General features: G+C 58.0%; 24 protein-coding genes. 6 read left to right on the top strand and 18 right to left on the bottom strand.

Annotated features, from left to right (window positions below; translation table 11 throughout):
* The first annotated feature begins 100 nt into the window (after window positions 1-100).
* Window positions 101-766: a J domain-containing protein gene (locus AQ621_RS07670; RefSeq protein WP_058340956.1), complete on the top strand. Its 666-nt coding sequence runs from the start codon at window positions 101-103 to the stop codon at window positions 764-766.
* Here AQ621_RS07670 and AQ621_RS07665 read toward each other — a convergent pair.
* The 9 genes from AQ621_RS07665 to AQ621_RS07625 form a co-directional block, all read right to left on the bottom strand.
* Window positions 740-1,741, bottom strand: a complete 1,002-nt coding sequence (locus tag AQ621_RS07665; protein WP_058340955.1) for a bile acid:sodium symporter family protein — start codon at window positions 1,739-1,741, stop codon at window positions 740-742. The genes AQ621_RS07670 and AQ621_RS07665 overlap by 27 nt on opposite strands.
* A gap of 3 nt (window positions 1,742-1,744) precedes the next feature.
* Window positions 1,745-2,419 (bottom strand): FadR/GntR family transcriptional regulator, encoded by a 675-nt coding sequence (locus tag AQ621_RS07660; protein ID WP_058340954.1) that lies wholly within the window; start codon window positions 2,417-2,419, stop codon window positions 1,745-1,747.
* 87 nt (window positions 2,420-2,506) lie between these two features.
* Window positions 2,507-4,003 carry a flavin-containing monooxygenase gene (locus AQ621_RS07655; protein ID WP_058340953.1) on the bottom strand — a complete coding sequence of 499 codons (1,497 nt, stop codon included), beginning with the start codon at window positions 4,001-4,003 and terminating at the stop codon, window positions 2,507-2,509.
* A gap of 100 nt (window positions 4,004-4,103) precedes the next feature.
* The gene (locus AQ621_RS17900; RefSeq protein WP_058340952.1) at window positions 4,104-5,225 is read right to left on the bottom strand and encodes a sulfate/molybdate ABC transporter ATP-binding protein; all 1,122 of its coding nucleotides are present in this window, start codon (window positions 5,223-5,225) and stop codon (window positions 4,104-4,106) included.
* A gap of 1 nt (window position 5,226) precedes the next feature.
* Window positions 5,227-6,084, bottom strand: coding sequence for a sulfate ABC transporter permease subunit CysW (gene cysW, locus AQ621_RS07645; protein ID WP_058340951.1), 858 nt, complete (start codon window positions 6,082-6,084; stop codon window positions 5,227-5,229).
* Window positions 6,085-6,957 (bottom strand): sulfate ABC transporter permease subunit CysT, encoded by an 873-nt coding sequence (gene cysT / locus AQ621_RS07640; RefSeq protein ID WP_058340950.1) that lies wholly within the window; start codon window positions 6,955-6,957, stop codon window positions 6,085-6,087.
* Window positions 6,958-6,966: 9 nt separating this feature from the next.
* Entirely contained in the window at window positions 6,967-7,968 is a 1,002-nt protein-coding gene (gene cysP / locus AQ621_RS07635) for a thiosulfate ABC transporter substrate-binding protein CysP (protein ID WP_058340949.1), read from the bottom strand.
* Between the two features lie 109 nt (window positions 7,969-8,077).
* Complete coding sequence (locus AQ621_RS07630; RefSeq protein ID WP_058340948.1) at window positions 8,078-9,046, bottom strand: beta-ketoacyl-ACP synthase III; 969 nt, start codon at window positions 9,044-9,046, stop codon at window positions 8,078-8,080.
* 131 nt (window positions 9,047-9,177) lie between these two features.
* Window positions 9,178-10,233, bottom strand: coding sequence for an NAD(P)-dependent alcohol dehydrogenase (locus AQ621_RS07625; protein ID WP_058340947.1), 1,056 nt, complete (start codon window positions 10,231-10,233; stop codon window positions 9,178-9,180).
* A 123-nt stretch (window positions 10,234-10,356) separates the two neighbouring features.
* On the opposite strand from AQ621_RS07625, the gene AQ621_RS07620 reads away from it, so the two are divergent.
* Window positions 10,357-10,929: a hypothetical protein gene (locus AQ621_RS07620; RefSeq protein ID WP_058340946.1), complete on the top strand. Its 573-nt coding sequence runs from the start codon at window positions 10,357-10,359 to the stop codon at window positions 10,927-10,929.
* 64 nt (window positions 10,930-10,993) lie between these two features.
* Entirely contained in the window at window positions 10,994-12,442 is a 1,449-nt protein-coding gene (locus tag AQ621_RS07615) for a malate:quinone oxidoreductase (RefSeq protein ID WP_058340945.1), read from the top strand.
* 12 nt (window positions 12,443-12,454) lie between these two features.
* On the opposite strand, the gene AQ621_RS07610 is transcribed toward AQ621_RS07615, so the two are convergent.
* Window positions 12,455-13,723 (bottom strand): tyrosine-type recombinase/integrase, encoded by a 1,269-nt coding sequence (locus AQ621_RS07610; RefSeq protein ID WP_058340944.1) that lies wholly within the window; start codon window positions 13,721-13,723, stop codon window positions 12,455-12,457.
* A gap of 203 nt (window positions 13,724-13,926) precedes the next feature.
* Between AQ621_RS07610 and AQ621_RS07605 the strand changes: the two genes are divergently transcribed.
* Window positions 13,927-14,301, top strand: a complete 375-nt coding sequence (locus tag AQ621_RS07605) for a hypothetical protein (RefSeq protein ID WP_058340943.1) — start codon at window positions 13,927-13,929, stop codon at window positions 14,299-14,301.
* A gap of 227 nt (window positions 14,302-14,528) precedes the next feature.
* Window positions 14,529-15,782, top strand: coding sequence for a sodium:proton antiporter NhaD (gene nhaD, locus AQ621_RS07600; protein WP_058340942.1), 1,254 nt, complete (start codon window positions 14,529-14,531; stop codon window positions 15,780-15,782).
* A 57-nt stretch (window positions 15,783-15,839) separates the two neighbouring features.
* Here the strand turns inward: nhaD and AQ621_RS07595 are convergent, their stop codons facing one another.
* Together AQ621_RS07595 and AQ621_RS17680 are read right to left on the bottom strand one after the other, a co-directional pair.
* A complete protein-coding gene (locus AQ621_RS07595; RefSeq protein ID WP_058340941.1) occupies window positions 15,840-16,379 on the bottom strand; it encodes a porin family protein in 540 nt (179 codons plus the stop codon).
* Between the two features lie 114 nt (window positions 16,380-16,493).
* Complete coding sequence (locus AQ621_RS17680; RefSeq protein WP_173637036.1) at window positions 16,494-16,661, bottom strand: hypothetical protein; 168 nt, start codon at window positions 16,659-16,661, stop codon at window positions 16,494-16,496.
* On the opposite strand from AQ621_RS17680, the gene AQ621_RS07590 reads away from it, so the two are divergent.
* Window positions 16,636-18,054 carry a TrkH family potassium uptake protein gene (locus AQ621_RS07590; protein WP_058340940.1) on the top strand — a complete coding sequence of 473 codons (1,419 nt, stop codon included), beginning with the start codon at window positions 16,636-16,638 and terminating at the stop codon, window positions 18,052-18,054. The two genes, AQ621_RS17680 and AQ621_RS07590, sit on opposite strands and share 26 nt — an antisense overlap.
* Window positions 18,055-18,057: 3 nt before the next feature.
* Here the strand turns inward: AQ621_RS07590 and glgP are convergent, their stop codons facing one another.
* The 6 genes from glgP to glgC all read right to left on the bottom strand — a co-directional run bounded on the left by glgP (window position 18,058) and on the right by glgC (window position 26,228).
* Window positions 18,058-20,562 (bottom strand): alpha-glucan family phosphorylase, encoded by a 2,505-nt coding sequence (glgP, locus tag AQ621_RS07585; RefSeq protein WP_058340939.1) that lies wholly within the window; start codon window positions 20,560-20,562, stop codon window positions 18,058-18,060.
* A 17-nt stretch (window positions 20,563-20,579) separates the two neighbouring features.
* Window positions 20,580-21,350: an SDR family NAD(P)-dependent oxidoreductase gene (locus AQ621_RS07580; protein ID WP_058340938.1), complete on the bottom strand. Its 771-nt coding sequence runs from the start codon at window positions 21,348-21,350 to the stop codon at window positions 20,580-20,582.
* A 28-nt stretch (window positions 21,351-21,378) separates the two neighbouring features.
* Complete coding sequence (locus AQ621_RS07575) at window positions 21,379-21,738, bottom strand: PilZ domain-containing protein (RefSeq protein WP_022988256.1); 360 nt, start codon at window positions 21,736-21,738, stop codon at window positions 21,379-21,381.
* A gap of 122 nt (window positions 21,739-21,860) precedes the next feature.
* A complete protein-coding gene (gene malQ, locus AQ621_RS07570) occupies window positions 21,861-23,255 on the bottom strand; it encodes a 4-alpha-glucanotransferase (protein ID WP_058340937.1) in 1,395 nt (464 codons plus the stop codon).
* Entirely contained in the window at window positions 23,252-24,979 is a 1,728-nt protein-coding gene (locus tag AQ621_RS07565; RefSeq protein WP_058340936.1) for a glycoside hydrolase family 57 protein, read from the bottom strand. The genes malQ and AQ621_RS07565 overlap by 4 nt, the downstream gene beginning before the upstream one ends.
* Entirely contained in the window at window positions 24,969-26,228 is a 1,260-nt protein-coding gene (gene glgC, locus AQ621_RS07560; protein ID WP_227508263.1) for a glucose-1-phosphate adenylyltransferase, read from the bottom strand. Before glgC ends, AQ621_RS07565 begins: the two co-directional genes overlap by 11 nt.
* Window positions 26,229-26,353: the final 125 nt, after the last annotated feature.

Raw genomic sequence — 26,353 nt, 5'->3', positions numbered from 1 at the left:
AGCGGGCAGATTAGTTGCGTTTATTGCCTAATCGTAGGGTAGATCGGGCGATTTGTCTCGAGAAACATTACAAATCTTCCATGACCGGAGTTGCGAATTTATGAATTGTTGGGACATTCTGGGTATCGAGCCAACCGATAACCGGGAGCGGATACGGCAGGCATACGAACAACAGATGAAGTTCGCCTCTGACCACGAAGCCGAAGCCCTCAGGCAGGCCTACCAGGAAGCAACGGGCCATGCGCCATCGGTGGCAAAGGCACCGTCTGAGCCTGATTCGACTCCCGAGCCTCGGGTTGCTGCCGCGGACACCCGGGAACCGATAGCCCCAATGGATGGCAACGACGCCCAGATCGTCCGTGAGGTGATTATCCAGGTTCGTGCACTGCTGAACGACAACGACCGACAGCAGGATGTCAATATCTGGAAGGCGATTCTGTGTGAACCGCCAGCAGATCAGATGCCGTTACGGCGGGAGATTGCCAGCCAGCTGGAGCACCAGGTGCGGCCCATGGCCGAGAACGGCAGTTTTCCGGCACCGGTTGCCCGCTTTCTGGGGGACTGGTTTGAATGGTTCAGCGTGCAGGAAGCCAATCCGGAACCGGATGAGAGAAACTATCCGGAAGCCGGAATGGCCGATGACCAGGGTTTTGATAACCAGGCCGAACAGCCGCCGCAGATGATGAATTTCTGGCCGGCGGTGATCGGCTGGATTGTCGGGCTGGCTATTCTGGCCGCATTATTCGGTGGTATGGGTGGCGGCTGAGGCCTGCTCGATCTTTACCCGGTACCTCTGGGCCAGGATGGCCCCTACAATCACCTGGATCTGGTTGTAGCACATAATGGGCAGCACGATCATGCCAAACCCGGGGTGGCCGGAGAACAGCACCTTGGCCATCGGCAGTCCTGACGCCAGGCTCTTCTTGGAGCCACAGAACACCACCGCGGCTTCGTCTTCCAGGCTGAAGCCCAGTTTTCTCACCATCATCCGTGCAATCAGCATAAACAGCGCCAGCAACCCGAAGCAGAGGACAATCGCCAGCACAATGGCCTGAACCGGCAGGTTCTGCCAGAGCCCGCTGACCACAGAGTGGGAGAAGGCGGAATACACGATAATCCAGATAACGCACTGATCGTAGCGCGCCATCAGCTTCTCGTTCCTGCCCAGGAACCCGCCCAGCCAGGGCCGCAGGGCGTGGCCCACCGCAAACGGCAAGAGCAACTGAAGGATAATGTCCTTGAGTGCTTCAAGCACCGCAAATTCGCCGGTGCCAGACGTGGAAACCAGCAACAGCAACAGAAACGGTGTCAGCATCATGCCAAACACATTGGAGGCGGCCGCACTGCAGATGGCTGCCGGCACATTGCCCCGGGCCATAGCGGTGTAGGCAATGGAAGAGGACACCGCTGAAGGCAGTACCCCCAGATAGAGGAATCCCAGCCCCAGGTCTTTCGGCATCCAGTCCGGTGCTATGCCGCTAAGCGCATTGACCGGAAGTACTGCCAGCGGAAAGAACACGAAGGTGAGGGAAGTGATCAGGATGTGCAGCCGCCAGTGGGTGGCGCCATCAATAATCTGTTGCCGTGACAGTGCCGCACCGTGAAAAAAGAACAGCAGCGCAACCGCAATGGTGCCAGTGGTCGCCAGGGCATCGGCAGCACTTCCGGTTACCGGCAGGAAAGACGCCAGGATAATGGCGCCCAGCAACAACAATGTGAAGGTATCGATCCGGAACTTCACCGCTTAATCCTCCCCGGTCAGGGCTTTCAGGCTTGGGGTGAGCAGGGCGCGGGACAGCGCTTCGGCCTTGGCTGCATCTTTACGGCGGATAGCCGCCAGCAGCAGTTCATGGTCTTCCTGGGTGGGTTCCGGAAGGTCCGAGTCGGTTTCTGTCTGTTCAATGGTCTGACTGACGGCGTGGGAAAAGTAGTCGTAGAGCTCAATCAGTGCCGAATTGCCGGACGCCCGTACCAGCGCGTGGTGAAAGTGCTCGTCGTGCTGTATGCGCTCGGAAACCCGCTCTCCGGCGGCAGCCCGTGCGTCCAGGGCACTGGTCATGGCCTTCAGATCCTGCTCGGTTCTCCGCGCGGCGGCGAGCCTGGCCGCTTCGGTTTCCAGCATGATCCGAACCTCTATCTGCTCCGCCAGTTTGCTGCGGGCAATGCGCCGGAGAGTCTCTCCGGCATCCCGATTGGCCCTTACGTAGGTACCGTCGCCCTGACGGGTTTCCAGCATGCCAACGTGAACAAGTACCCGGACCGCTTCCCGGATGGTGTTACGGCTGATACCCAGAGCCTCCGAAAGCTCTGCTTCTACAGGTAAGCGAGTGCCTACTGGCCATTCACCGCTTTCAATATTCTGACGAAGGCTTTCAATGGCCGTTTCCACCAGGGAGCCTTTTCGGATCGGTTTGAGCATTGTGGATCATCCCTCAATATGATGAACCAATCATCCTATGAATTGGTGATAAGTTCAAGCCGTGCAGGGCATCGGCTTGAGTGGGGATCAGAGGTTTTCGGAACGGGGTTTCAGGAACTGGTAGTCGGCTGTGTCTACAAACCGTGTGGCAAAGCGGTAACTGAAGGTAAAGCCTGGCCAGTTCACGGTGTTGCGACCGTGCTCATCCAGATACCAGGAGGTACAGCCGGCCTCCCACACGCTGCCGTCCAGCCCTCTTTGTACCACCTGGCTGTAACGGCTCTGGCGGTCTTCCCGCACATCCATTGCCTGCCCCGGATAGCGGGACAGCGCCCTGAGCGCGCTCAACACGTAGCGGAACTGGGATTCCAGCATGTACAGGATAGAGTTATGGGCCAGGTTGGTGTTGGGGCCATACAACATGAACAGGTTCGGAAATCCGCTTACGGTGATGCCTTTGAATGCCTTGCTGCCATTGGCCCAGGCCTCGTTCAGGGACACGCCGTTGCGACCGGTAATGTGGATGGGCGACAGGAATTCGGTGGCCCGGAAGCCGGTGCCGAAAATGATCACATCCGCAGGCCGGTGTTCACCGGTTTCTGACACCACGCCCGTTTCGTCAAACCGGGTGATGCCACCGGTAATCAGGTTCACGTGGGGCTCGTTTACGGCCCGGTACCAGTCGTTGGAAATCAGGATGCGCTTGCAGCCAATCCGGTATTCCGGAATCAATTCGGCGAGCTTGTCCGGGTCAGTTACCCAGCGGCGCGCTTCGTTGCGGGCGCGATTGGCAAAGAACTCGAGTAACCCCGAGAAACGTGTGAACGCCAGGGCGCGCACTTCATTCTTCAGGTAAATCATCCCGCGATACAGCCGGTCCCACAGGGGCAGCTTTGCGAACAGTGTTTGTTCCAGCGGGGTGAAGGTTTTGTCCGGTTTGGGCAGCACCCACGCGGCAGAGCGCTGGTAAAGGTCCAAATGGGCCGCCTTCGCGGTGATTTCCGGCACAAACTGGATGGCGCTGGCGCCGGTGCCGATGACGGCAACCCGTTTGCCCTCCAGGTTGATGTCGTGGTTCCAGCGGGCGGAATGGAAACTCTCACCGCCGAAATCCTCCAGGCCGGGAATATCCGGCATGGCAGGGCGGTTAAGCTGACCGGTTGCGGTGATCAGTACATCGGCCCGGAAAGTGTCGCCGGCGCCGGTGGTTATCTGCCATTGGTTGGTCTGTTCATCAAACTCGGCGGATTCCACCGTCTGGTTGAAGCGGATCAGGGACTCGAGGTTGTGTTTGCGAACGCAGGATTCGATGTAATCCAGAATCTCGGGCTGGGTGCCGAATTTCCGGGTCCAGTCGTGTTTGGGCTCAAACGAGTAGGAATACAGGTGCGATTGCACGTCGCAGGCGGCACCGGGGTAGGTGTTGTCCCGCCAGGTTCCGCCCACGGCCCCCGCTTTTTCCAGCAGGGTAATGTCGCGGATACCCGCTTTCTGCAGCTGGATGGCCATGCCAATGCCACCAAAACCGGTGCCGATGATAATAACCGAAGGGGATTTGTGCTGCTGTTTCCGGCGTCGTGTCATGGATACTGCTTCCTGGACGTTTGTTTTTATATGACACGACTATAACCGGCTAACGCCGGAACCAAAAGACTGTTTCAATCAGATCCGATGGCCGGAACGCTCACATATTGGCAGCGCTGGCGTGGGCAGTATTGTGCCAGTCGACGGTTTCCGGCTGGGCGCTGTCTCCGGCAAACAGGTGGCCCACCGCAGGGATGGCGTACCACAATTCACCCCGGGTGGGGTTATGGCGGGCAAACTCGCCATGGCTCATGCCCACTTCCCAGATTTCATTGCTTTCCCAGCCTTCCGGAGCCAGCTCGATACGCACCTCCGAACCAATCAGGCTGATGGCTTCAATCCGCAGCGGCAAGCGGGCGTGGGCCACCGGGGCCTTAGCCAGCTGCACTTCGTGGGGGCGAAGGTACAACTGGGCTTCCTGGTTATTCATCACACCGGGCAGGGCTACCCGCGCGTTGCCCTGCACCAGGCTCTGGCCCTTCACCACACCGGACAGCACGTTTACATGGCCCAGGAAGTCGAACACAAAGCGGCTTTCCGGGCGGGCATACAGACCAGTCGGGCTATTCACCTGCTCAACCTTGCCCTGGCTCATTACGACCACCTGGTCAGACAGTTCCAGTGCTTCTTCCTGATCGTGGGTTACAAAGATACTGGTGAAGTGGAATTCATCGTGCAAGGCACGCAGCCAGCGGCGCAGATCCTTACGCACCTTGGCGTCCAGTGCGCCGAACGGCTCGTCCAGCAGCAGGATGCGTGGCTTGGTAGCCAGGGCCCGCGCCAGCGCGACACGCTGCTTCTGGCCACCGGACAACTGGGCCGGATAGCGGTCTGCCAGCTGTGGCAGCTGAATCATTTCCAGCAGTTTCGCTACCCGTTCGTTGATTTCTTGCTTCGAGGGCCGGCTCCTGCGGGGCAGGGATTCCAGGCCGAAGGCGATGTTCTGGGCGACCGTAAGGTGCTTGAACAGGGCGTAGTGCTGGAAAACGAAACCGATGTTTCTGTCCCGAACGTGCAGGTTACTGACATCGTCGCCACCAAACAGCACCCGGCCGGAATCCGACGATTCCAGCCCGGCAATAATCCGCAGCAACGTGGTCTTGCCGGAACCGGATGGCCCGAGCAGGGCGGTCAGCTTGCCTTCCGGTATATCCAGAGAGACATCGTTCAGGGCCTGGAACTTGCCGAAAGATTTCTTGATGCGATCGATTGTGATGCTCATATCATGCACCTCCTGTTTTCGGCGCCGGGTGTTCAATTCGGGACTGTCGCCATTCCACAATGGCCTTGGCGATCAGTGTCAGTATGGCGATAGCCGCCAGCAGCGAGGCCGCGGCAAACGCACCGGCCACGTTGTAATCCTGATAAAGCAGTTCAACATGCAGCGGTAAGGTATTGGTTTGTCCGCGAACATTGCCGGACACCACAGACACTGCACCAAACTCGCCCACGGCCCGGGCGTTGGTGAGCACCACGCCGTAAATCAGTGCCCATTTGATGTTGGGCAGGGTGATCTTGCGGAAAATCCGCCAGCCGGATGCGCCCAGAACCACGCCGGCTTCTTCCTCTTCACTGCCTTGTTGCTGCATCAGAGGAATCAGTTCCCGGGCCACGAAGGGGCAGGTTACAAACACCGTGACCATGACAATGCCGGGCCAGGCAAACATCAGTTGAACATCGTGGCTGCTCAGCCAGCCACCCAGCCAGCCGTTGCGGCCATACAGCAGCAGGTAAAGCAAACCGGCCACCACCGGAGACACGGCAAACGGAATATCAATCAGGGTGATCAGCAGTTTGCGGCCGGGAAAGCGGAACCGGGTAACGGCCCAGGCCAGTGCGGTACCGAAAACAAGGTTCAGTGGCACCGTCAGCAGGGCTACCAGCAGCGTCAGCCCGATGGCGTGCAGGCTGTATTCGTCCAGAATGTTATCGCTGAAGGTGCTCCAGCCGGCGCTAAGTGCTTCGGTAAAGATCACCACCACCGGAATGACCAGCAGGATCACGGTCAGGCTCACCGCCAGGCCGATCAGGCTTCGGCGAACCCAGGGCTGGTCACCGACTCTGTGCTGTTCCGCCGACATCTATCGACCCTCCAGCCGGCGCAGATACCGGCCTTGCCACAGATTGATAGCGAACAGCAGCACCAGGGAGACCAACAAGACCATAGAGGCAATGGCACTGGCGGCGGCGTAGTCGTATTCCTGCAGGCGCACGAAGATCATCAGGCTGGTCACTTCGCTGAGATAGGGGGTGTTGCCGGCAATAAAGATAATGGCGCCGAACTCACCAAGGCTGCGGGTGAATGACAAGGCAATGCCGGTCACCAGGGCTGGCCACAGGGACGGGAAAATCACTTTCCGGAAAACCCGGGCATCGGAGGCACCAAGGCTGACAGCGGCCTCTTCATCCGCCGGAGACAGCTCTTCCAGAACCGGTTGAACGGTGCGCACCACAAACGGAATGCTGGTGAAGGCCATGGCAACCACGATACCCAGCGGGGTAAAGGCAACCTCAATACCGGCTTTTGCCAGCACCTGGCCATACCAGCCGTTCTGGGCGAACAGGGTAGCTAGGGTGATGCCGGCAACCGCCGTGGGCAGGGCGAAGGGCAGGTCGACAACCGCATCGATCAGCCGCTTGCCGGGGAATTCATAGCGCACCAGCACCCAGGCCAGGAGCAACCCGAACAGGCCGTTGAACAACGAGGCTGCCAGCGCAGTCCAGAGAGTCACCTTGTAGGATTCGATCACCCGGGGATCGGTGATGGTGAATACGAACTGATCCCAGGTCATGCCGGAGGTTTCCACGACCAGCCCGGTCAGGGGCAGCAGCAACACGAGGCTGACAAAGAACAGGGAAATACCGAGGCTCAGACCAAACCCCGGTAACACCCGTTTGCTTCGACCGGCAAAGCGCCGCACGGGGGCGGCGCCTGCTTGAGCGGATACCGACATGCTCGCCTCTTACCGCCGACGCTGCAGCTGGTCGAGTTTGCCGCCACTGGTGAAGTGAACCTTCATGGCGTTTTCCCAGCCACCGGCGATTTCATCGATGGACTTGAGCTTGAGCTCCTTGAAGCGGTCGGCGTTCTCGGCTTTCACAACCTCATTGTGAACCCGGTAGTTAAAGCCGGCCAGCAGGCGCTGGGATTCTTCAGAATACAGATGGGTCAGGTATTCCTTCGCCAGTTCTTCGGTGCCGTTCTGCCTTACGTAGTCATCAATCCAGGTGACCGGGAACTCGGCCAGGAAGCTCACGTTGGGGGTGACCACTTCGTACTCATCGCCCAGACGGTCGGCCAGGTTGAGTACTTCGGATTCAAAGGTCAGCAGCGCATCGCCAATGCCACGCTCAACGAAGGTGGTGGTGGCTCCACGGCCGCCGCTGTCGAATACCCGTACCTGGCCCAGGAAATCCGCCAGGAACTGGTCAACCTTGTCCTGATCGTCGCCGAAGGTGTCCTGGGCATAACCCAGCGCGGCCAGGTAGGTGTAACGGCCGTTACCGGAGGTTTTCGGGTTCGGCATCACCAGGGCAACGTCTTCGCGAACCAGGTCATCCCAGTTCTGGATGTTCTTCGGGTTGTCCTTGCGAACCAGGAACGCCATGGTGGAATAGTAGGGGGAGCTGTTGTTGGGCAGGCGCTCGGCCCAGTTTTCGGGGATCAGCTTGCCGCGTTCGTGCAGAATATCGATGTCGGTCACCTGGTTGAAGGTGGCCACATCGGCTTTCAGACCCTGAATAATGGCCTGGGCCTGCTTGGAAGAACCGGCGTGAGACTGGTTAACTTCAAGGGTTTCACCGGTCTTTTCCTGCCAGTGCTTCTTGAATTCCACGTTGTAGGCGGCGAACAGCTCGCGGGCAATATCGTAGGAGGTATTGAGCAGCTCCCGGTCAGCGGCAAGGGCTGGTTGGGCGGAGAGCAGGGCAGCGCCCAGTGCAAATCCTTTTAGCAGGTGTTTCATGGAAAGCTCCTCAGATTGGAATCAGTGAATCTGAGGAGCAATTTAGCAAAGGCTTCTAAGAACTAAAAATACTAAAAATAAATAATCAAAGCACTTTGGGGAATATGGGTCAGTATTTCAACAGGGCGGAACCCCAGGTAAAGCCACCGCCAAACGCTTCCAGTAACACCACCTGGCCCCGCTGAATGCGACCATCCCGAACGGCTTCGTCCAGCGCCAGGGGCACAGAGGCGGCCGAGGTGTTGCCATGGCGGTTCACTGTGACCACAACCTGGTCCATCGACATACCGAGCTTGCGGGCGGTGGCGGAAATAATCCGCAGGTTGGCCTGGTGCGGTACCAGCCAGTCAATGTCGGATTTTTCCATCTGGTTGGCTTCGAGGGTTTCATCGACGATCCGGCCCAGAGTGTTTACCGCTACCTTGAACACTTCGTTACCCTTCATCTCCACAAACGCCTTGCCGGCCTTGACTGCGTCGAAGTCATTGGCGACACCGCAGGGCACGTGCAGCAGCTCTTCATAGCGGCCATCTGCGTGCAGGTGTGTAGACAGAATGCCGGTTTCTTCACTGGCCTCCAGAATGACCGCGCCGGCGCCATCGCCGAACAATACGCAGGTGCCCCGATCGTCCCAGTTGAGAATGCGGGAGAATACCTCGGCTCCAATCACCAGCGCCTTTTTGCTGGAGCCGGTACGGATGAACTTTTCCGCAGTGGCCAGGGCATACACAAAGCCGCTGCACACGGCCTGGATATCGAACGCGGGGCAGCCCTCGATGCCAAGGCGGGCCTGCAGAATACAGGCGCAGCTGGGAAAGACCTTGTCGGGGGTGGTGGTAGCAAACACAATCAGGTCGATGTCTTTGGCATCGATGCCCGCGGCTTCAATAGCCCTCAGGGCAGCCTGTTCGGCAAGGTCTACGGTGGTCTGGCCGGGCAGGGCGATATGGCGTTGTTCGATGCCGGTGCGTTCACGGATCCACTGGTCAGAGGTATCTACCCGCTGTTCCAGGTCCTTGTTGGTCACAATGTTGTCCGGCAGGTAGGAGCCGGTTCCGGCAATGCGTGCAAAGGTCATTCGGCTTGTCCAGGGTCAGAGTCGATAACAATAGACCCATGCTAACCCTTTGCAACCGGATTGGTTATTAGCGGATTGTCAAAGACCGCCCGGGCAGAATATTTCCCGCCCGGGCGCTTTCGGCGGGCTGATCAGCTCTGTTTGAGCGTATTCATATCAATCACGAAACGGTACTTCACGTCGCCTTTTTTCATGCGCTCGTAGGCTTCATTGATGTTGCGGATGTCCAGCATCTCGATGTCGCAGGTGATGTCGTGCTCGGCGCAGAAATCCAGAACTTCCTGGGTTTCGGGCATGCCGCCGATCAGCGATCCGGCGATTACCCGGCGCTTGGTTACCAGAAGCCCGGCTTGCAGCGCTGGCTCAACCGGCGTCAGCAGGCCCACCAGAATATGGGTGCCATCATGCTTCAGGCATTTCAGGTAAGGGTTCAGGTCGTGGGCTACCGGAATGGTGTCGAGCAGGAAGTCGAAGGAGTTGGCCGCTGCCTTCATCTGCGCCTCATCGGTAGAGATGATCACATGGTCTGCGCCCTGCTTCTTCGCTTCCGCCACCTTGGCCTCGGAGCGGGTGAAGATAGTCACTTCCGCGCCCAGCGCCTTGGCGAATTTCACACCCATGTGGCCAAGGCCGCCCATGCCCAGAACGCCGACCTTGTGGCCCTTGCCGACATTGAAGTACTTCAGGGGCGAGTAGGTGGTGATGCCCGCACACAGAATCGGTGCGGCGGCGGCCGGGTCCAGTTTCTCCGGTACGCGAACCACAAAGCGTTCGCTGACCACGATTCTCTCCGAATAGCCACCGTGGGTAACTGTGCCGTCGTGCCGGTCCAGGCTGCCGTAGGTCATGGTAGAGCCTTCATCGCAATATTGCTCCAGCCCGGATTCGCAGGCGGAACAGGTACGACAGCTGTCTATCATGCAGCCCACGCCCACCAGGTCACCCTCTTTATAGCCTTTTACATCCGGCCCCACGGCGGTTACCCGGCCCACAATCTCGTGCCCGGGAATAACCGGGTACTTCGAGCCGCCCCAATCGTTCTCGACGGTGTGGAGATCGCTGTGGCAGACACCGCAGTAGTCGATTTCAATGGCTACGTCGTCGGTCCGCAGCTCCCGGCGGTCAATGGCGTAGGGGGCCAGGCCGGAATCCGGTGCAGTGGCCGCGTATGCTTTGGTATTTGCCATTCGATTACTCTTTTTCGGTTTTAATACAGGGGTCACGGTACCGGTACGATATGACCGTTACCGTATGTTACCCGACATTCGTCGATTGTAACCTACGTAATCCAGACCATCAGGGATGACCAGATGACACAGATGAAATCTCTCAGGGCGTTCGGCGTTGCCGGGTCCCTGGCCCTGGCCGGGATGGTAGCCGGCTGCATGCCCGGCACCATCGCCACCGGCGTGGGTACCGGCTTTGTGTATGAACAGAAGCAGGACCACAAACACCGTCATGAAGTAGAGCGGGCCGTCGACCAGTATGTGCAGGACCATGCCAGCTCACCCTGCCGGCACGGCGAAGACCGGGTGATGGAATCCGCCACAGAGATCCTCAGGGAATACCGGCTGACCGGTGTGAATGAAGTGCTCAGCCGCCTTGAACGGATTTACAAAGATGATAGCCAGCCGGACCAGGTCAGGGCCGGGGCGCTGTACAACATGGCTGTACTGGAATCCCGCCGCAAAGAGCCGAACAAGGTGCGGGCAAGGGAGTATTTCAAACGCCTTTATGTAGAGTTCCCGAACGAATACCGATGCATCTTTGCAGAGTCTGACTGGCGGGATTCGATGATAGAACAGCAGTTGCTGCTGCCCGGAGAAACCGTGGAGTCCTTTTTGCGTGATGCCCGTGAGGATGTAGAGCACATGCAGCAGTAGGAGTACACTGGCCAAAAGGCTTTGATGAACAAACTCCTACAACCGACTCGGGCGGGCACAGGCTATGAAGGTAATTGTTATCGGCGCAGGCATTATGGGTGTCACCCTTGCCACACTGGCAAAGGAACTGGCACCCGAGCTGGATATCACCATACTGGAACGGCTGGATGGCCCGGGGGCAGGGAACTCCTGGGTATTCAACAACGCTGGTACCGGTCACGAAGCCAACTGTGAGCTGAATTACACCCCGGTAGACGGTGAGGTTATCTCCGTTGAAAAGGCCCTGAAGATCCACGCCCAGTTTAACGTGGCCAAGCAATTCTGGGCGTACCTGGTAGAAAAGGGTGCCATTAAAGACCCCACCACGTTCATCAACCAGACCAAGCACTGCACCCTGGTCTCGGAATCCTTCATCGAAGAGCTGGCGCTTCGGCACAAGGAAATGTCCGGCCATCATTTCTTCGAAAGTATGCGGTATTCCGATGATTTTGATGAGATAAAAAGCTGGATCCCTTACACCATGGAGGGCCGGCCTCGCCATGAAAAGATGGCTGCCACGGTAATTGAAACCGGCACGGATGTGAACTTCGGCTCTCTGACAGAACAAATGGCCTCGTACGCTGCCCGGGATTTGGGCGTGGCCATTGAGTACGGTGTACACGTAAAGCGTGCACACCGCAGCCCGGCCGGCAGCTGGTTGCTGGAAACCGAGCGCAACGGTACGGCCACCCAATATAAAGCTGATGTACTGTTTGTTGGCGCCGGCGGTGGCGCCTTCCCGCTACTGAAACGGAGCCATTTGCCGTTTGCCAGGCGTTTCGCCGGCTTCCCGGTGGGTGGCCGTTTCCTGCAGGCGCCGGTTACGCCGGAGCAGGCTGACCAATACCGCGCCAAAACCTATGGCCGGGCCGAAGTGGGCGCCCCCCCGATGTCTGTTCCGCACCTGGATCTGCGGGTGGCCAATGGCCAGCATTACCTGTTATTCGGGCCGTTTGCCTCCTTTAAACCGGTTCTTGAGAAAGGCCGGGGCTTTATTGACTATCTCCGCTCCATGCGCCTGCACGACATTCCGGGCCTGTTGAACGTGGCCATGGAGAACTTCCCACTGGTGAAATACCTGGTCTCCGAGACCTTCAAAGGCGAGCAGAGCATGCTGGATTCGCTGGAGAAGTTCGCCCCCGGGCTTGGTGACAAGTTCAACTGGCAAGCCGTGGAAGCCGGGCAGCGGGTACAGATCATTAAAGATGGCGACCTGCAGATGGGCACGGAGATAATCGTCTCCAGCGACAAGACCTATGGCACCTTGCTGGGTGCATCGCCCGGAGCCTCGGTTTCGCCGGAAGTGATGTTGCGCGCACTGGAACAGTTGATGCCGGCGCGGTTAAACACAGAGAAAGCCAGGAGCAAGCTAAAAGAAATCTTTCCGGAAGATAACCTGGAAATCCTTGCCAACGATGCCGAGCGCTACCGCGAAATTCGTGACGGGGTAAACCAATCGCTGGGCATCGTTTAACAGAACCAGCAGTTACACCCGCCGGCGACGGCCTTCTGTTCGCCTGCGGGCCTGTTCCGAGTTTACGTAGACGGATTCCGTGAAGGTGGCATTGGCGTGGCCGAGCTCTTCACTGATGTGGCGGATATCCGCCCCGGCCTCGATGGCCTGGCTTGCTCCGGTGTGGCGCAGATAGTGGGTTTCGGAGCGAATCGCCAGCATTTGCCTGGCTTCATCCAGATAGCCTTCGCGCTCCATCCGGTCTGCGGTGGCAACCATTGCCTGCTCGTAGATGCGTTGCACCTGTCGTTTTCCGATGGCATTACCTTTCGCTGACGGCAGAATAGGCGTGGATTCTCCGGGCACCGGCAACGGAGAAGGCAGGCCCAGATGGCCTCGCCAGCGCTTCAGGTAATCCAGGTAGGCGTCTGGCAGGGTAACTTGTCGGGTTTTGTCGCCTTTACCGAACACCGAATAAACCCAGTAGGGTTCGCCATCGACAATGGTTCGGCGGAAATCACCGAAGCAGGGGGTGCGCACCTGGTTCCGGTCCACCGGCCGCGGTGCCAGTTCGCTGACCCGCAGGAACAGGCTTTTCATGGTGACGATCACAAAGAGGTTACGCTCGAATTTCGGGTTGCTGTCCGCCAATTCAGTGAGGGTTTCCAGCAGGAACGACCATTGCCAGTCCGTCAGCCGCCGCACTTCGGCGTCCCGGTCCTGGTTCAGGCTGGGCTTGGCGTTCCGGTCACGCTTTCGGACATCAATCAGCGGATTTTTTGACAGATAATCCTGGGCCACCAGATACTTGAAGAAGGTCTGCAGTGCCGTGCGGCTGGCGTTCAGGCTGGCTTGGGTAACGGAGTAGGGCGCCTGTACGGCTTTGGATCGGAGCGCCATGGGTCGCCAGTCCGGGTTGGAGCGACGCAGGTCTGCCTGAGAGACGAATGCCGGATAGATCCCACTGGATATCCAGGGAGCCGGAGGGGTTTTCAAAAAGGCAAAGTAGCCTGTGATCAGGTCGCTGTCTGCCTGGGCAAGGTGACGGCGGGCAATCAGCCAGGTGTAGTTGAGAAAACGCTGGATTTCGCTTCGAAAACGGTTGTATGTTCCGGCAACATCGCTGTATTTTTCGAGGAAACGGCGGGCCGTGTAGAAGTCCCGACGGGCTTTGTCCGGGTTAATGGGCACCGCATCCAGCGCCGCACGCAGATCGGGATACAGCGCAAGCTCGGCCTGTTCGTGGATGAGATCAGCGGTGTCAAACAGCGGAAAACCGGGAAATCCGGGCCTGGCGTTCATCTGGGCAGCCTTGTTTGCGAATTGTGTTGTACGGTCGGGAAGCCTGAAATGTCCAATACTCCTAAATATTGGACATGCCAAAGAGTGTAAACAATTCAGTGATTTATCGCCAACTCTTCATGCAGTATCTCTCAAGCGTTTCGGCGCCTCAGGAATTTCTCTGCTTCAGTTGATGCGACGATAATGGAGTTTCACAGCGAGTTATGGATATAAAAAACGGCTTATCGGGATTGGTAACCGCCGCTGCGTTCTCGGTGTGCCTGTTTGCGTTTCCAGGTATTTCAGGTGCAGAGACGCTATGGGATGAACAACCTGCGGTCGTCGAGTTTTCTGTGCCCGTCGAACGGGTAGAGAAAGCGTCAATCTCGGAAGACGGGCTTCTATGGATTGTTCTCGACGACCAGGGCCGAACTGAGCTCCACGAAATGACCAGGGCAAACCTCGGCCAGCCCGTGCAGATTGTGATGGCCGGCCAGGTTGTTCTGCATTTTACCGTTATCACAGAGTTGGAAAGTGGCCGGCTGCGTGTGCAGAATCCCCACCAGGGCCTGATTGAGGCTTTAGAGGCATTTCTGTGAAATACGGCGGGGCCTGTGTTTGCCATTCTGACGACATGAAGGGCTTACCTGTTTGAGCAGATACCTCCATACCTCACTGCGCATAATGTATATTATGTTAAATGTAGTATAGGGATCTGCCCACTCACACTTTGTGATAAGCGCCATACAGGTATAGAATCGCCAACGACTTTCCCGGCGGCTCATTCACGGGCAGCTATTCCTTTTCTGCGGTTCAGGATCCTGAGATGCCAGTTCTTGATGCTGTTCTGATTGCGGTTGCGGTACTTGCGCTTCTTGGCGTGATTTTCGAAGAAGTCATCCACGTTAATAAGGCAAAGACGACCCTGTTTTTTGGCACCCTGAGTTGGGTGTTGCTGTTTCTTTTCAGTGGCAGCCAGGATGAAACTGCCGCGGTCTCTGCCGGGCTGTCTGAAAGTATTGCCGAGATTGCCGGGCTCTGGTTGTTCCTGGTGGCGGCGATGACCTTCGTGGCTTACCTGAACAAGAAAGGCATGATCGAGAACATGATCTACCTGATCATGCCACGCAAAGTGACGGAACGCCGGTTGCTGTTTCTCACCGGGCTGTTCTGTTTTGTGTTCTCGTCCCTGGCGGACAACATCACCGCTACCCTCGTTTCCTGCTCACTGATCCTGTCCCTGAACCTTGAGCTCAAGAAACGCCTGCAATTTATTGTTCTGGTTGTGTTTGCGGTGAACTCCGGTGGTGTCTCGCTGATTACCGGCGATGTAACCACGCTGATGATCTTCCTGGCCGACAAGGTAGAGATTCTGACATTGCTGACACTGGCCATCCCGGCTTCGATCACGGTATTTATCCTGGCGGTGTTCCTCTCCGGCGGGCTGTCCGGAACGGTAACGCTGCAAGCCAGCTCCAATGAAGTGCGAAAGGTTGATGTGATCATCGCGATTCTGTTCCTGGCGACCATTATCGGCACCATCAGCGGAAATGCCCTGTTTGGCATCCCGCCGGTTCTTACCTTTCTGTTCGGTCTTTCTATCATGTTCCTGGTGTCCCGGTTCATGAGCAGCGACGAAGACCTGGACCCGATCCTGGAATACATTCGGGTGATCGAGTTCGAAACCCTGCTGTTTTTCCTCGGTATTCTGTTGCTGGTGGGTATGCTCAAGGAAATCCACGCGCTGGATTCGCTGGTTGCCATCTATGACGTACTGCCGCCGGTCTACGCCAACTATCTGATGGGCATTTTCTCGGCCATTATCGACAACGTTCCGCTGACCGCTGCACTGCTGAAATCCGGGATTGATATGAGCCCTGCGGAATGGATGGGGCTTACCTACGCCGTGGGCGTGGGCGGTTCTTTGCTGGTGATCGGCTCTGCCGCAGGCATTGTGGCCATGAGCAAGATCCAGGGGCTCACCTTTGGCACCTACATGCGCTACGCCCTGCACTTGCTGGCCGCCTATACGCTGGGCTATGGCGGGGTGTTGTTACTCGGATCCTTTATTAACGGCTGAGCATGAAAAAGCCCGCGGGAAGAGGCTTCCGGCGGGCTTTGTGCGTTGGGCGCGGGGTTAGAAATTGACTTGCATGCCGATGCCCAGGCCATCCACGGTTACATCGTTATCATCGTAGTAACGCATGTACTCCAGGTTTGCGGACAGGTTCGGGGCGAAGGCGAAGTTCACGCCAGCGCCATAAGAAAAGTCGGAGTCGTCGTCCTTGGCATTACCTGCCTCAGCTTCGATACGGGTGAAACCCAGCACCCCGTAAGGCGTAATCGGGCTCTCATTTACCATGTTGAAGGTAGCGTAGCCGCCGAAGAAGTTGTCCAGTTTAACGTCAACGCCCCGAACGGTATCGTCATCTACACCAAAGCCCGCGCGCGCTTCCACGCCAAAGTATTCGGTGGCCATTACACCAACCTTGCCGGACAGTGTGCCCGCGTCGGCATCACCAATTCCGTCAAAATCCGCGTTCATAAACGTGTAATTCGCACCCGCATACAAACCTCCAACGCCAGATTTGTACATATCCTGGGCCGATGCGGCGCCAGCCATGGCAATGCCGGCCGTAGCCACAGACGCAATCAGAACATTCTTTTTGATAGTCATAGCGTTTCTCCTTGGTGAAAAACGGAGCTGTGTTGCACTCCTGTTATCAACTTGCACCAACTCAACGGCAGTGGCCATAGTAAGGTTCCGCATTTACCCGGAATTTACAGTGTTTTAATTTGCCGGTAATCCTGCGCCACGCGGGCTGTTACCTTGCGGATACAGGGCACCGCGGGTATCCTGACGGCCTCTCACTGTCAGCTGGTACGGGCGCACCTTGAGAAATCTAAATCCTGTTATTTTTATTGTCAGCGTGATGTTTGTACTTTTGAGTGCTTTCATGACGTTACCGGTGTTTCTCCTGGCCGGAACTCCCTCCGGCGCGCCTAATGCCATGGCGTTTGCAGAGTCTGCTGCGATCGTCTGTGTGCTGGGTATTCTGGGTATCCTGCTTACCCGCAACAATAATCGGGAGCTCAAGCCCCGATACATGTTTGTTCTGACCGTATCCAGCTGGTTTATTATCGCCCTGCTCTCGTCCCTGCCTTTTTATCTGAGCGATAACGGTATTTCTGCTGCCGATGCGGTGTTTGAAGGCACCTCCGGCATTACCACCACGGGCGCTACCGTGTTCAGCGGGCTGGACAACTTTGACCGGGACCTGCTGCTCTGGCGCTCCATTCTGCAATGGCTCGGTGGCATCGGGATTATCGGTATGTTCGTTGCCGTTCTGCCGTTCCTGCGGGTGGGCGGTATGCGCCTGTTTGCGACCGAATCCTCGGAGTGGACTGACAAGGCCCTGCCCCGGATGAAAACCCTCAGCCGTGGCCTTCTGTTCGTTTATTTGGTGTTCACGGTCATCGCAGTAACGACCTATTGGTTATCCGGTATGAGCCTGTTTGATGCGTTCAACCACGGTTTGACCAGTATCGCTACCGGCGGCTTTTCCACCTCCGATATGTCCATGGGCAAGTTCAACGACTTGATCCTTATGGAAGCGACTTTCTTTATGATGCTCGGCAGCTTGCCGTTCTTCCTGTTTGTGCGGGAAATGCACGGCCAGCACTTTGTGCTGTTCAGGGATCAGCAGGTACGCCTGTTCCTGGCGATTCTGCTGGTGGTGCCGCTGTTGCTCACGCTGCACCGCTGGTGGGTATCGCCGGTGGCATTCGACCCCTTCCATAACTATGTATCCACCCTGTTCAACGTTACCTCGGTGGTGAGTACCTCCGGTTACGCCTCGGAAGACTATTCAGCCTGGGGCCCACTGGCGTTCGTTGCCTTCTTCTTCCTGATGTTTGTCGGCGGTTGTTCCGGCTCCACCGCGGGCGGTATGAAGATTTTCCGCTTCCAGCTGTCTCTGATCATCCTGCGGGAGCAGCTGATGCGCCTGTTGCACCCCCGCGCGGTGTTTACCCGGAATTATAACGGCCGGGCGGTCAGCGACGAGATTATCTCCTCGATGATTGCCTATACCTTTATATTCCTGCTGTGCCTGCTGATTATTACGGTGCTGCTGGCTTCCCTGCAGCTGGACTTTGTCACTTCGCTGTCGGGCGCGCTGACATCGCTCACCAACGTTGGGCCTGGACTGGGCGACATTATCGGCCCGGCCGGTAACTTCGGCCCGCTGCCGGATGCCGCCAAGTGGATTCTTTCGGTGGGTATGCTGATGGGCCGCCTGGAGATTCTCAGCGTGGTGATTGTGTTATCACCGGGATTCTGGCGCGGCTGATTCCTAGCGGTACCAAAGGATGTGGCTGTCTTCCAGCGGCAGGTTCAGGCGGGCATCCTTTACCCGGATTCTCGGGGTGAAGTGGCCTGCCGGGCGCGGGGGCACGGTTGCCCGGTAGAGATAGCTGTCTTCTGACCCCTCCAGTGCATGCTCCATAGCCATGGGTTGCACCAGTCTTGGCCCGAACTCCGACGCTTCCGCCACCAGTTCCACCGCCAGTTGTTCATGACCCAGGCCGTCCAGGTAAACACAGAGTGAAAAGGTCTGGCTGTTGTCGCCCGTCTGTTCGGTCAGTTCACCAAACCGTAGTTTTGGCCAGTGCCGGCAGACGTTCTTTCGATTGGCGACCAGCTCGGCCGCGATTTCCGGAGTACGCTCGTTACCCTGGGCCGCCATCGGCAGGTAAAAGTCGGAAACATACTCCCGTACCATGCGGTTAGCCGAATAGCAGGCGGTCAGCTGGTCCATACTGGCACGGATGCGTTGCAGCCAGGTACCGGGCAAGCCCTTGTCATCCAGGTGGTAGAATTCCGGAATCACCTGCTGTTCCAGCAGTTCATAAAGTTCCCGGGCATCCGAGTCGTCATGGCTGCCATCCAGTGCCAGTTCTTCAAAGCTGGCCCCGGGCCGTATCGCCCAGCCAACCTGATCGTTCCAGGCTTCCGCCCACCAGCCATCAAACTGGGAAAGGTTGAGCCCGCCGTTCACCAGAACTTTCATGCCACTGGTGCCACAGGCTTCCCAGGGGTGGCTCGGGGTGTTCAGCCACACGTCTACGCCCTGAATCAGCTGGCCGGCCACGGCAAGGTCGTAGTCTTCAATGAACACTACCTTGCCTTCCACTTCCGGGCGCTGCGAAAAGGCTTTCCAGCGCCGGATCAGTTCCTTTCCGACCTTGTCCTTCGGGTGTGCCTTTCCAGCCAGCACGATCTGCAACGGCCGGTCACGGTTAGTCAGCAACCGGACGAGCCTTTCCGGGTCTTTCAGCAACAGGTCCGGGCGTTTGTAGGCCGTGAACCGCCGTGCGAAACCCAGTGTCAGGGTTTCTGCATCCAGCAACAGGCCGCAGGCGGCGTCCGGGTTGCTGCCGTAGTTGTGTTCGCAATGTTGTGCGTGCAGGCGTTTGCGCAGATAACCCACCAGCCGGCGGCGCTGACTGCGGCGCATTTCCCAGATAGACAGGTCATCAACGTCGCACATGGGTTCCGGTTCGAGCATTGGCTGGCGCCAGCGGTCCTTGCCACAGGCGCGAGTCCAGAGTTGGTCGGATTCCGGAGAATCCCAGCTCGGGGTATGGATTCCGTTGGTCACGTAGTCTGCAGGGATATCCGGCGTGGGCCAGCGACCAAACCAGGGCTGGAAGATGGTCTGGGTCACCTTTTGGTGTATCCGGCTGACACCGTTGAAGCGGCCGCTCATACCCAGGGCCAGCCCCGCCATATTCAGGTCTGATGTGCCGCCATTGGCGATGCCCAGCAGGTTATCCAGGCGGTTGCCCTGCCCGGACAGCCAGGGTTCCAGGTACAGGGCCGCCAGTGCGCGGGGAAAACGGTCGAATCCGGCGGCCACGGATGTGTGGGTGGTGAGCAGGTTAGTGGCCCGGGTGGCAACGCGGGCGACTTCGAAATCAGTTTGCTGGCTGCGTTGCCACTGGTGGGCCCGCTCTACCAGGGCCAGGGCGCTGTGGCCTTCGTTAATGTGGCAAAGTGCCGGTTTCCGATCCAGAAGCTCCAGCAAACGCCAGCCTCCGATGCCCAGAACCATTTCCTGTTGCAGACGCTTTTCCGGGTCGCCACTGTAAAGTTCACTGGTGATACCCCGGTCGCCGGGTTCGTTGCGGGGGTCGTTACTGTCCAGCAGCAGGAGCTCGCAACGCCCCACCTGGCCTTTCCAGCCCCGAAGCCGAACCTCCCGGCCCGGAAAAGGTACGGTTACCCTCGCCCATTCGCCGTTGCTGTCCCGTAAGGGCGATACCGGCAACATGGTGGGATCGTTGTAGGGATGGAATTCGATCTGTTCACCTGCCGTGTTCAGGGCTTGGCGGAAGTATCCTTGCTGATACAGCAGGCCCACAGCCATCACCGGAACACCGAGGTCACTGGAAGCTTTGAGGAAATCGCCAGCGAGTACTCCGAGCCCGCCACTGTAGAGAGGCAGGGATTCGGAAACACCATATTCCATGCAGAACCAGGCGATTCCGCCATCGAGTTTGTTATTGCAGGAATCCGAATACCAGGTCGCAGCCCGGGTAAACTCTTCGTGCCGGCTGACCTGCTCCTGATAGAGAGTCAGGAAATCCGGATCCTGGGATAACGCCTGCAGGTGCTCCACTGCAACCCCGTTGAGCACCAGCCAGGCATTATGGGTGGCTTCCCAGGCTTCTTCGTCCAGGGCCCGCCATAACTGATCGCCGCCGTGATGCCAGGTCCAGCGCAGGTCCAGTGCCAGGGAGATAAGCCCCGACAACTGGTCGGGCAGGGCCCGCATGGAATAGGCGGCAAGTGTCATGGGCTGGCCTCAAGCCGTCAGTGTGCGGTGTAGCCACCGTCGATCACCAGCTCGCTGCCGGTTACAAACTTGGATTCATCCGACGCCAGGTAAACCACACCCCAGGCGATATCGTCCGGCTCGCCCATATGGCCCAGCGGGTGCAGGGCGGCGGTGGCGTTCCTGGCCTCTTCCGGATCCACTCCGGTGGTTTTCATGTGGCCCTCTACCATCGGTGTCCAGATAAAGCCGGGGTGGACAGAGTTCACCCGGATTCGGTCTTTGGCGTAGATCATGGCATCTGTCTTGGACATCAGCCGTACCGCACCCTTGGAGGCATGGTATGGCGGTAAGTCCGGTGCGCCCACCAGGCCATAAATGGAGGACAGGTTGACGATGCTGCCGCCACCCGCTTTCAGCATGTGCGGAACCGAATGCTTGGTGCAGAAAAACACACCCTTTACGTTAATATCCTGAACTTTGTCCCATTCTGCCTCGGTCAATTCGTGGGTCGGCTTGTTGGCACCGGAGATACCGGCATTGCTCACCATAACGTTCAGCTTGCCAAAGCGCTCGGCCACGCCATCCAGCGCTGCTTTCACCTGGCTTTCATCGGCCACGTCACAATGCCAGTAAGCCACCCGGAAACCTTTCTTGGTGAGTTCCTGCACCAGGGCTTCGCCTTCTTTATCAAGCACGTCGAGCACACCTACTGCCGCGCCCTGCTCTACCATCCGTTCCACCATGGCCCGGCCCAAGCCCAATGCTCCGCCGGTTACCGCTGCTACCTTGCCTTCCAGTCTAGCCATTGCTGTTTCTTCCTTTCGTGTCGGGTTTTCAGTGAATCTTGCGATGTCTGAGGGTTGCCCGGCCGTCTGCGTCTTTGTGGTCTTCCAACCAGAGTATCAGCTCGGAAATGACCCTTGCGTCGTTCTCTGCGCTGTCAAAATCGACGCCGAGCCCCTCATCGGCCCTACGAACCACGTGGGCCTTCAGCGTGTGGTGTTTCTCGGGTTTCTCCGGAAACCGGAACGACAAGTGCAGGGCCTGGTTCAGCCTCACATCATCAAAGCCGGTGACAATAAAAAGCCCCCGCCTGGACGCATCTTTTATCGCCCCGGTGGCTACAGGCATACCACGCTTGTACACCAGTATAGGCAACTCCCCTTCAATTCGCTGGCTAAGACGGTGTTCCATTCGAGCCCCCTTTCACAAACCTTAGTTCTGTGGCAGATACAGGTTAGACCTGTTCATGCTCCATTTATATCTGTTTATTTATTGATCAGCTTGATTCTGATCAATAAATAACCGGAGCAACATTACCGCCCGTATAGCTGCACCGTTTCCCTGAGCCGGGCAATATCCACAAGCTCCTGATAATGCTCCGGAAGCTGCCATATCCAGTTGTTCTCGATAGTGCCGGGGGTGTTGAACCGGGCATCAGAGCCCAGGCCCAGCAAGTCCTGTGCAGGCACAATCACCAGCCCGGAGACCGATCCCATGGCTGCCTGGATAATTGGCCAGGGCATCTGCGCTGCCTCTTCGCCGGTAATTCTCAGGTAGTGGTTTACGTGTTGCCGTGTGCGCTCATCAAGGCTGTGGTACCAGCCCAGGGTGGTGTCGTTGTCGTGGGTTCCGGTGTACACCAGGTCTTCTGCCCTGTGGTTATGCAGCAGGTGTGGATTGCCAGGGCTGCCGTCGAAGCCGAACTGCAGAACCGTCATGCCGGGCAACCGGAAACGCTGGCGCAACTGTTCCACATCGTCGCCGATAATGCCGAGATTCTCGGCCACCAGGGGAAGGTCCGGCAGTTCCCGGAAACAGGCCGACAGAAAGTCATCCCCCGGGCCGGGCACCCAGTAGCCGTTCACCGGCCGGGGGTCACTGGCAGGAATTTCCCAGAACGCCTGCAGGCCCCGGAAATGATCGATTCGCAACAGGTCAAACTTTTCCCGCTGGCTGGCCAGGCGGCTGAGCCACCACCGGTAACCATCCCGCGCCATGGCCTGCCAGTTATAAAGCGGGTTACCCCAGTGCTGGCCGTCCGGCGAAAAATAATCCGGCGGAACGCCAGCCACTGCCAGCGGCTGACCGTTTTCATCCAGCTTGAACTGCTCCGGATTGGCCCAGACATCGGCGCTGTCATGGGCCACAAAGATGGGAATGTCCCCGAACATCAGCACGCCCCGGTCCCGGGCGTATTGCCGAAGCGCATGCCATTGCCGGTGGAACAGGAACTGCTCGTATTTCACCTGTTCGATGGCTGATTCATTGGCCCGGGAAAACTCTGCCAGTGCGCCGGCATCGCGCCGTCGCAGGGGTTCGGGCCAGTCCGGCCAGGCTGTTCCCGGGTATCGGGCCCGGATGGCCATAAACAGTGCGTAGTCATCCAGCCAGTGGCTGTGGCTGGCCAGAAATTGTGGCCAGGCATCGTCAATCTCCCGGCTTTCCAGCTTGCCGGGCAGTTCCCTGAAGTCGATCAGCTCCGGGTTACCGGCGTGGGCCGACAGCGACTGGTAGGGTGAAAGATCCGGATGGGTCGGCCCGATAGGCAGCGTTTGCCAGACGGTTACACCGGCCGCTGCGAGCCAGTCCACAAACCTGCGAGCGCTTTCGCCCAGCTTGCCGTGGCTGCCCGGCAAGGCAGTCGGGTGAAGCAGCACACCGGCACGGCGCCTGGAAAACACGGAAACGGGTGGCAGGGCCTGAGTCATGCACCCTCACCCGATTCGTGCCCGGGGCGCATGGCGCCGCCCCGGGCCGGCTCACCGCCGCCCTGGCTCAGGGGCTGGAACAGGCTCGGTGGTGCCGGGTATCCGATGGCATCGTAAAGGTTGACCAGGTGGCGCCGGTAAAGGTGTTCGAAATCTTTCACGACAGCAGCCGGGTTGTAATCCCCGAACCACCAGAACCAGTCCGAACCTTCACACAAGCCCAGCTGCCTTGCAGCCGCCGCCTTCTGTTCTGCGTTTAACGAGCCGTTGTCCATCACCTTGTCGTAATGCTGTTTCGCTTCACACAGCAAATCCCAGGCGCGGTTTTTGTCGGGATCACCAATCCAGGTTGAGAAGGTTCCGTAAATCCAGCTGCCGGCAACAAGGTGAGGCAGGCCCTCGGGCTGGCAATCCGGAGTGTCCAGGTAATCCCGGTAGGTGGTCAGTTGCAGATCCGGGTGGTTCTCCAGAACCCGGTACAACTCGTCCAGAAAGTAGTAGCCGTTCTCCGGGTAGTATTCCCAGGCATTCTCTCCGTCCAGGATCACCGAAATCACCGCATTGGCGTTGTTGCGATTGTCCTTCGCAATATTCTCCATGTGATGTACCAGGTCGCCCACGGCATCCCGGGCGTGCCAGTCGGCATAGGTAAAGCCGATCAGGTCAGACAACCCGTCATCACGGAAAAACACGGTCAGCGGCTGTTCAGCGAACCGGAATGGCCGGTGGATACTGCCGCCGCCATCGCCGGCACCTTTGTTTCGGGCCAGTTTCATGCTGTTGTGGATCACGGAATCACCACTGGCAGTCCAGCGGAATCCATGATCGTGCAACAGGGGTAACAGTGACTGGCTCAGCGCGCCTTCGGAAGCCCAGCAACCGGTGGGCTGTTTGCCGAAAAACCGCTGGAACACTTTCTTGCCCTCTTCCAGGTGCCATGCCGCCCGCTGGTCTCCTCCGGGGTAGTGCCCGTGTTCGGGCAACCGGATATCAGGAATCGCTTCACTGGCGGATTTCAGGTCCAGCAGCAGCGGCATGATGGGGTGTGCCCAGGGGCTCATTGCCAGTTCTACCTGCCCGTTCTGCTCCAGGTGCCGGTATCTCGGGCCGATGCCCGCCAACAACTCGGCAATGACATCCAGCACGGCCAGCCGGTCTTCACGGGAATACTGATGGCCTTTTTCCTGAAGGCTGCGGATAACAGGGTGAGACCGGCGAACGGTTTCTCCCATCCAGCCAAGGTGGTACCACACCAGCAGGTCTTCCAGGAACTGGACAGAAATGTAGCGCTGTATATCCGGCCGGGCGCGATAGAAACCGACCAGCTCGGACAACCTGCGGTAAGGGGGAAATCGTTTGATGATTCGGTCGGCATTGGCCCGCAGGCACTTATCCATCAGGTCCAGGAAGCCGGGCGAACCGGGCTCCGGAAGGGACTCGCTCACCAGGGCTGCCAGTACCGGATCACCAATACCGGTGCCTTTATGTCGCCAGTACTCTATCTGCACCAGGTATTCTTCAATCTGTTCCAGCAGCACCGGCGCAAAGTTCACCACGGCCCGGGCATCCGGGTGGGCTTCCAGGTGGGCGGCCATGTCGGCGTAGTCTTTGATGCAGTGCAGGTACACCCAGGGAAACAGGAATTCGCCAGTGCTCTGGTCCTGATAGTCCGGCTGATGCATGTGCCAGCAAAGCACGACCGGTGTGCGGTCGTCAGAGGCCATGGGGGTAGTCCTGCTCCAGCATCTCCGGGGTTACCAGCACAATGCCTTTGGGTGATACGTAGAAGCGTTTGGCATCCTGTTCTGCGTCATAGCCGATACGGGTCCCTTCCGGAATCCGGCAGCCCCGGTCGATGACCGCCCGGCGGATTTTGCAGTTTCGGGCAATATCCACATCGGGGAAAATAACCGTGTCTTCTACAGTACAAAAGGAATGGACAATCACCTTGGAAAACAGCAGTGAACGCTGCACCTGCGCGCCGGACACAATACAGCCGCCGGCCACCATGGAATCCACGGCATAGCCACGCCGGTTATCGTCATCAAACACAAACTTGGCCGGGGGCATCTGTTCCTGGTAGGTCCAGATGGGCCATTCCGAATCGTACAGGTTGAGTTCAGGGCTGACGCCGATCAGCTCCATATTCGCCTGCCAGAGCGAATCGATAGTGCCGACATCCCGCCAGTAGGCCGGTTTGTTGTTGACCGGGTCCCGGAACGGAAACGCAGACACCCGAAGGCGTTCGATAATTGACGGGATAATGTCCTTGCCGAAATCGTGGGATGACAGTGTGCTGAGTTCGTGGTCCCGCAACAGCTCATCAAACAGGATTTTGGTACTGAACACATAGATGCCCATGGAAGCCAGGGCTTTATCCGGCTGCCCGGGCATGGGTTTGGGATTGTCCGGCTTTTCAACAAACTCGGTAATCCGGAGCTTGTCGTCCACCGACATCACCCCGAAGGCCCTGGCGTCTTCCAGGGGCACTTCTATACAACCGACCGTAACGTCTGCCTCCTGCTCCACATGGGCGGCCAGCATGGTGCCGTAGTCCATCTTGTAAACGTGGTCACCCGCCAGGATCAGCACATACTCCGGATTGTGGCTGCGGATAATGTCGAGGTTCTGCAATACCGCGTTGGCGGTGCCTTCGTACCAGGAGGTTTCGATGCGCTGCTGGGCTGGCAGCAGCTCCACAAACTCCCCCATTTCGCCCCGCAAAAAGCCCCAGCCCCGCTGGATATGTCGCATCAATGAGTGGGACTTGTACTGGGTAATCACACCCACCTGGCTGATGCCGGAGTTGATACAGTTGGAGAGTGGAAAATCGATAATCCGGAACTTGCCGCCAAAAGGCACTGCTGGCTTCGCCCGCCACTTGGTGAGGTCTTCCAGCCGGCTGCCCCGGCCTCCGGCCAGCACCAGGGCGAGGGTTTGCCGTGTCAGGCGGCTGACGTAACGCTTTGCCATTTGCATAGTTCTGCTTCCCTGAAAACCCGCTTGGTCCTCTGCCCGTCCTGAGCGAACGGTAATAGACACTGCATTGACGATTTATAAGATTCTAGAACACTACCATCCAATTATGACGTAAAATT

The sequence above is a fragment of the Marinobacter sp. P4B1 genome, from assembly GCF_001447135.1.
Classification (GTDB): domain Bacteria; phylum Pseudomonadota; class Gammaproteobacteria; order Pseudomonadales; family Oleiphilaceae; genus Marinobacter; species Marinobacter vinifirmus.
This window is presented reverse-complemented; position numbering and strand designations above follow the sequence as displayed.